Annotated in this window: 4 protein-coding genes; 2 read left to right on the top strand and 2 right to left on the bottom strand. The window is 47.7% G+C overall.

The genetic code is table 11. The features are described 5' to 3' along the window. Both ACQY6Q_RS10895 and tamA read right to left on the bottom strand, forming a co-directional pair. The coding region (locus tag ACQY6Q_RS10895; protein ID WP_427981301.1) for a hypothetical protein at nucleotides 1-774 on the bottom strand (774 nt) is incomplete at its 3' end. Then, complete coding sequence (tamA, locus tag ACQY6Q_RS10900; RefSeq protein WP_427981304.1) at nucleotides 771-2,465, bottom strand: autotransporter assembly complex protein TamA; 1,695 nt, start codon at nucleotides 2,463-2,465, stop codon at nucleotides 771-773. The genes tamA and ACQY6Q_RS10895, both read right to left, overlap by 4 nt. Nucleotides 2,466-2,584: 119 nt before the next feature. Here tamA and mobB point away from each other — a divergent pair, with 119 nt between their 5' ends. Both mobB and ACQY6Q_RS10910 read left to right on the top strand, forming a co-directional pair. Continuing rightward, entirely contained in the window at nucleotides 2,585-3,100 is a 516-nt protein-coding gene (gene mobB, locus ACQY6Q_RS10905) for a molybdopterin-guanine dinucleotide biosynthesis protein B (RefSeq protein WP_427981306.1), read from the top strand. Between the two features lie 60 nt (nucleotides 3,101-3,160). Continuing rightward, a complete protein-coding gene (locus tag ACQY6Q_RS10910; protein ID WP_427981308.1) occupies nucleotides 3,161-5,299 on the top strand; it encodes an FAD-dependent oxidoreductase in 2,139 nt (712 codons plus the stop codon). Nucleotides 5,300-5,405 lie beyond the last annotated feature (106 nt).

Here is a 5,405-nt window from a genome sequence, read left to right on the forward strand (position 1 = left end):
GCTGTCTATAAATAACTGTTTTATAGATAAGTCACTAAATCCCACATCGGCCTTAGCAGTAGCAAGAGGAAACGCTAAAGACTGCTCTGCCACATCAATTTGGCCTTGGCTAAGGCGTAAATCGGCGACGGCGATTTGATAGGGTAAGACAATTTCGGGAAGCACTACTTGAAATGGCAGTAGTGGCTCATCCTCACTGGCTAGCGAAGCTGGTGAAGAAGACTGAGGCAAACCCAGTTGCCATTGGTCTAAGGCTAAATAGTCCACGCTTATCAGCTTGTCTTGCCAGTGGGCTTGGCCCTGCAATTGCTGCCAGCTTATCAGTATACCGTCGATATCGAGCTTGGCTTTCGCTACGTTTAAACCCTTTAACACAAAGGGCACTGGCGGTAGCCATGTCCCAGTGCTTGGCGCGGTATCTTCAGCTTGGTCGCTGCTGTCGGCCAATAATTGTTCGGTATCTAGGTCTAGGCTAAAGGCCTCACTAGTTAGACTTTCTACACACAGTTGGCTTTGACTAATGCAAACCCAATCAAGCTTAATATTTAGCTCATCAAGCTGCACCTTTAAGCCAGTTTGTTGCCAAATCACTTGTTCTGCAGAAATCCCCGAATAAAGATTTCCCTGCGGCTTACTAATAGTTAAGCCATCCACCCACTGACTCACTTTGGCCAAAATCCACTCGGTGCTTGGGCTAAACGACAGCGCCAACACTACGCTTAGCAGCAGCGCACTAACAGCAATAAGCAGTAAACGGACCACTCTAAAAATCATAAATCGGGCCCTAGAGAAAAATGCAGTCGCCAAGCATCAGATTCGTTTTGCAGGCCTGCAGCTAAATCTACGCGCAAGGGGCCAATCAAAGTTAACCAGCGGATCCCCATACCCACGCCCAAAGAAACTGGCTCAGAGAAATCGTTAGTGGCGGTGCCAGCGTCCACAAAAGTCGCCCAACGCCACTTTTCAGCGAACTGATAGTTGTATTCTAAGCTGCCTACGGTGAGGAACTTACCACCAATTAACTGGCCGTTTTCATTTCGAGGGGCGATGGTTTTATAGTCGTAACCGCGAATACTCTGGTCGCCACCGGCGAAGAAACGCATCGACGCTGGAACATCACTAATGTCGTCAACCCAGATACCGCCTAAATCAAAACGCACCAACAAGCGATGATTTTGATAAGAACGTAGCCATTTAGCTAAGGCAGCAAAACGCAGCAGCTCTACATCCGAGCCCCAATAAGGATGTCCAAGCTCAACACTGGCCTGTAGGTTATCGCCCCAATGAGGGTCTAAACCACCACGGGTACGTAAGCGGGCAAAGTTAGCGCCGGGTAATACCAAGTCGGTAACCGAAGACTGCTCAGCCTGTTTATAGCGTTCATGCTGCCATTTCAAAAATATCGCGGGCTGCCAATCGCCTTCTAAGCGCCATTGCCGAGTGGTTGAAACAATGGTTTTTTCACTCTCGGTATCATTGGTTTTTTCGCGAATAAAACCGCTTTGTACGTCAACATAGTCATCTACCGGATTAGCAATTGGAATACGGTAAACTAATTGCGCGCTTTGCTTAGGCTCCGAACCTTCCAGCTCCAAGGTGACACTATGGCCACGCATGTTCACCCAAGGTCGATTCCACTTTAAGCGCGCTCTTGGCCCTACGTCAGTGGTAATGCCCCCACCCACCTCAAAAATGTCGCGGTGTTTTAACTGCAAGCCAACCAAAATATCAATCTTGTTGTCATGGCGATTTTCGATGTCGGGACGCACCGATATCACTTGAAAATAATCGGTATCACCTAAGCGTTGATTAAACTCACCCACCAACTGGGAATCGTAACGGTCTTTCTCGCTAAACTCCGCCAAATTGGCAAACATTGTTCTGGGTAGCTCAGGGTTAGTGAATACCACGTCACCAAAATGGTAACGAGCACCCGAGTCGTAATTAAGGTTGATCACCGCGGTGTTGCGTTTAATGCTAATTTTGATTTCGGCCTGATGAAACTGCGCATCAAAATAACCGTAGCGTGAAGCTAAATGGTTAAATTCAGACTTAAGCTTGTCGTAGGCCACATGGCTAAATACCGCGCCTTCTGCCAAACCGCTTTTGCTTACTGCGCTAGTAAAGCGACTATCTTGGGTGGCCTCACCGCTAAATTGAAAATTAAACTGGCTAATGATGAGCGGTCGCCCCTGATCAACCGATACCAGAAAACGTCCTTTTTCCTGCTCGCTGATTTGTATTTTACTTTGGTAATAACCTAAAGCTCGCAGCGCCAAGTCTGCTTGTTCTAAACTGGCACTAATTATTCGACGGCGGCTGGTATGCTCGGGAAAGTTTTGCGCTTCGAGATACACCTTCACATTATCTTCTGCTTCATCGCTTAAGCCTTGATAACTAAACTCTAAAGCAGCCACTGTAGAGGTAAACAGTACTAACAATATCGGCCAACAGCGCAAAAACAATCCACTAATCCTTAAGGTATTTCTCTTTAAACGCTCAGTTTAAAGCTTTTTTTACAGTTTAAAACCTATTATGCCGTTAAGCTTAAGTAAATGAGAACATTAGCTTTAGGAAAGCGTCAATGAGACAAACTTGGCCTAAACCAGTAATAGGCTTTGCTGGCTTTAGCGGTAGCGGAAAAACCACCTTAATTAGCCAATTATTGCCCCTGTTAAGCCAGCAAGGTTTAGCAGTGAGCGTGCTTAAACATAGCCACCATCAGCTTGAGCTAGACAAACCGGGTAAAGATAGCCAGCGCTTTGTTAGCGCAGGTGCCAGCGAAGTGGTATTGGCTTGCCCCAATCGGCGCTACCACTTTAGCCAACAGGATGATCACGACCAGCTTAATCAACAGCTAGATTGGGTCAACTGGCAGCAATGCGACTTAGTCTTGGTAGAAGGCTACCGCCACAACAACATAGCAAAAATTGAGGTTCATCGCCCAATACTAAGCAAACCTTTACTCCACCCCGACGATAACAACATTATCGCTATTGCCAGCGATCAGCCGATTGACAGCCCGATCCCCTATTTAAACTTAAACCAAGCCGCGCAGGTGGCTGAATTTATTCTAAGTTATATTCGTGCTAGTCATTAGCGAAATAAAATCATGCTGTTAACGGTCTAGCTAACTAAGTCTTGTACTAAGAGAACCACTATGTCACTGCGCAAACTCGCTCTTTTTAGTCTTATCATCCTCGCCATAGCCGCTTTCTGGTGGTTTGATCTTAACCAATGGCTTAGCTTCGAAACGATAAAGCAACATCAGCAAGCACTGCTAGATCAAGTTGATCAGCAGCCACTGCTAGCCGCAATGCTGTTTTTCATCACGTATATTGTGGTAACTGCCCTGTCGATTCCCGGCGCAGCTTTGTTGACGCTATTGGCTGGTGCCTTATTCGGCGTGGCTCAAGGTGTACTCATTGTGTCCTTCGCCAGTACCATCGGCGCTAGTCTTGCCTTTGTTGCCGCCCGCTACCTGTTTCGCTCTAGTATCGAAACGCGTTACGCCAGTAAGCTGCACAAGATCAATCAAGGCATAAACCAAGATGGCGCTTTTTACTTATTCAGCCTTAGGTTAATTCCTATTTTTCCATTTTTTCTGATCAACTTAGTGATGGCGCTAAGCCAACTACGCTTAAAAACCTACTATTGGGTTAGCCAAGTGGGCATGCTGCCAGCCACTATTGTTTACGTGAATGCAGGCACCGAGTTGGCTAAACTCAACAGCCTATCGGGGATCTTATCTCCCTCCTTAATCATTGCGTTTAGCTTATTAGCGCTGCTTCCCTACTTCAGCAAGGCGTTTATTAATCGGCTTAAGCGACAACGCGTCTATGCAGGCTTTAGTAAACCCAAGCGTTTTGATAACAACTTAATCGTGATTGGCGCTGGCGCTGGTGGCTTGGTTAGCGCCTACATAGCCGCCACGGTTAAAGCCAAAGTGAGCTTGATTGAAAAACACCGCATGGGCGGTGACTGCCTAAACACCGGTTGTGTGCCCTCTAAGGCCTTAATTCGCTGTGCCAAGTTTGCTTATCAGGCCAAGCAAGCGGAGCGTTTTGGTTACCCGGCTCAAGCCCAACTGCCCGACTTTGGCGAAGTAATGGCAAGAGTAAAACAAGTGATCGCAGAGATTGAACCGCATGACTCGGTAGAGCGTTATCAACAACTTGGCGTAGAGTGTATTCAAGGCGAAGCCTACATCCATAGCCCTTGGGAAATCGAAGTGAACGGCCAGCGTATTACCAGCCAAAACATTGTAATTGCCACTGGCGCCCGCCCAGCGGTGCCGCCCATTCCCGGCTTGTCCGAGATAGACTATTTAAGCTCTGACACTCTATGGCAATTAGAACAACGCCCAGAACAGCTTTTGGTATTAGGCGGAGGCCCTATTGGCTGTGAGCTTAGCCAAAGTTTTGCCCGCTTAGGCTCGCGCGTCACAATGGTGGAAATGGCCGAGCACTTATTGGTAAGAGAAGACGATGAAGTGAGCCAGTTAATCGAACAGCAATTTCGCCTAGAAGGCATAGAGCTATTTCTAGGCTGGAAGGCTCAGGCCTTTGAGCGCGAAGATGGGCGAAGCAAAGTCATTCTGGACAAAGATGGCCAACAGCACAGCCTGTATTTTGACAAGCTTATTTTGGCGCTGGGCCGCGTGGCCAATACTCAAGGCTTTGGCTTAGAACAACTAGGCATACAACACAATAACAACGGCACCATTGCGGTAAATGCCCATTTGCAAACCAAATACCCCAATATTTTCGCCGTGGGAGATGTGGCCGGCCCCTACCAGTTTACCCATGTTGCCGCTCATCAAGCTTGGTATGCGGCGGTAAATGCGCTATTTGGCGCAGTGAAAAAGTTTAAAGCCGACTATCGAGTGATCCCCGCTGCCACCTATACCCACCCCGAGGTTGCCCGAGTCGGCTTAAACGAACAGCTAGCTAAAGCTCAGGGAATCGATTATGAAGTCAGCCGTTATCAACTAGCGGAGTTAGACCGTGCCATCGCCGATGGAGCCAAACAAGGTTTTATTAAAGTATTAACGGTGCCGGGTAAAGACAAAATACTCGGAGCGACCATTGTGGGTGAGCAAGCCGGCGAACTATTAGCCGAGTTTAGCCTAGCCATGAAACACAACTTAGGTTTAAACAAGATCCTCGGCACCATTCATGCCTATCCCACCATGATGGAAGCCAACAAGTATGTGGCTGGTGAATGGAAAAGAAACCACGCCCCACAAAAAGTGCTTCACTATTTAAGTAAGTACTTTGCTTGGAGCCGCGGCGCTTAATGGTTGAATGTATCTGATGATGCCCGTCTGGATGAGAGGCATAAGCAGCGAATAGCTGGGGAAGATGAACCTAACGGCTATTCGCTGTTGTGGGCTTTACCACCCG

The organism is Agarivorans sp., assembly GCF_050295395.1.
In the GTDB taxonomy this organism is placed as follows: Bacteria; Pseudomonadota; Gammaproteobacteria; order Enterobacterales; family Celerinatantimonadaceae; genus Agarivorans.

Excerpts from the sequence above, each read along its gene's own strand:
- mobB (WP_427981306.1), top strand. The coding sequence starts at position 2,585 with ATGAGACAAACTTGGCCTAAACCAGTAATAGGCTTTGCTGGCTTTAGC.
- ACQY6Q_RS10910 (WP_427981308.1), top strand. The coding sequence starts at position 3,161 with ATGTCACTGCGCAAACTCGCTCTTTTTAGTCTTATCATCCTCGCCATA.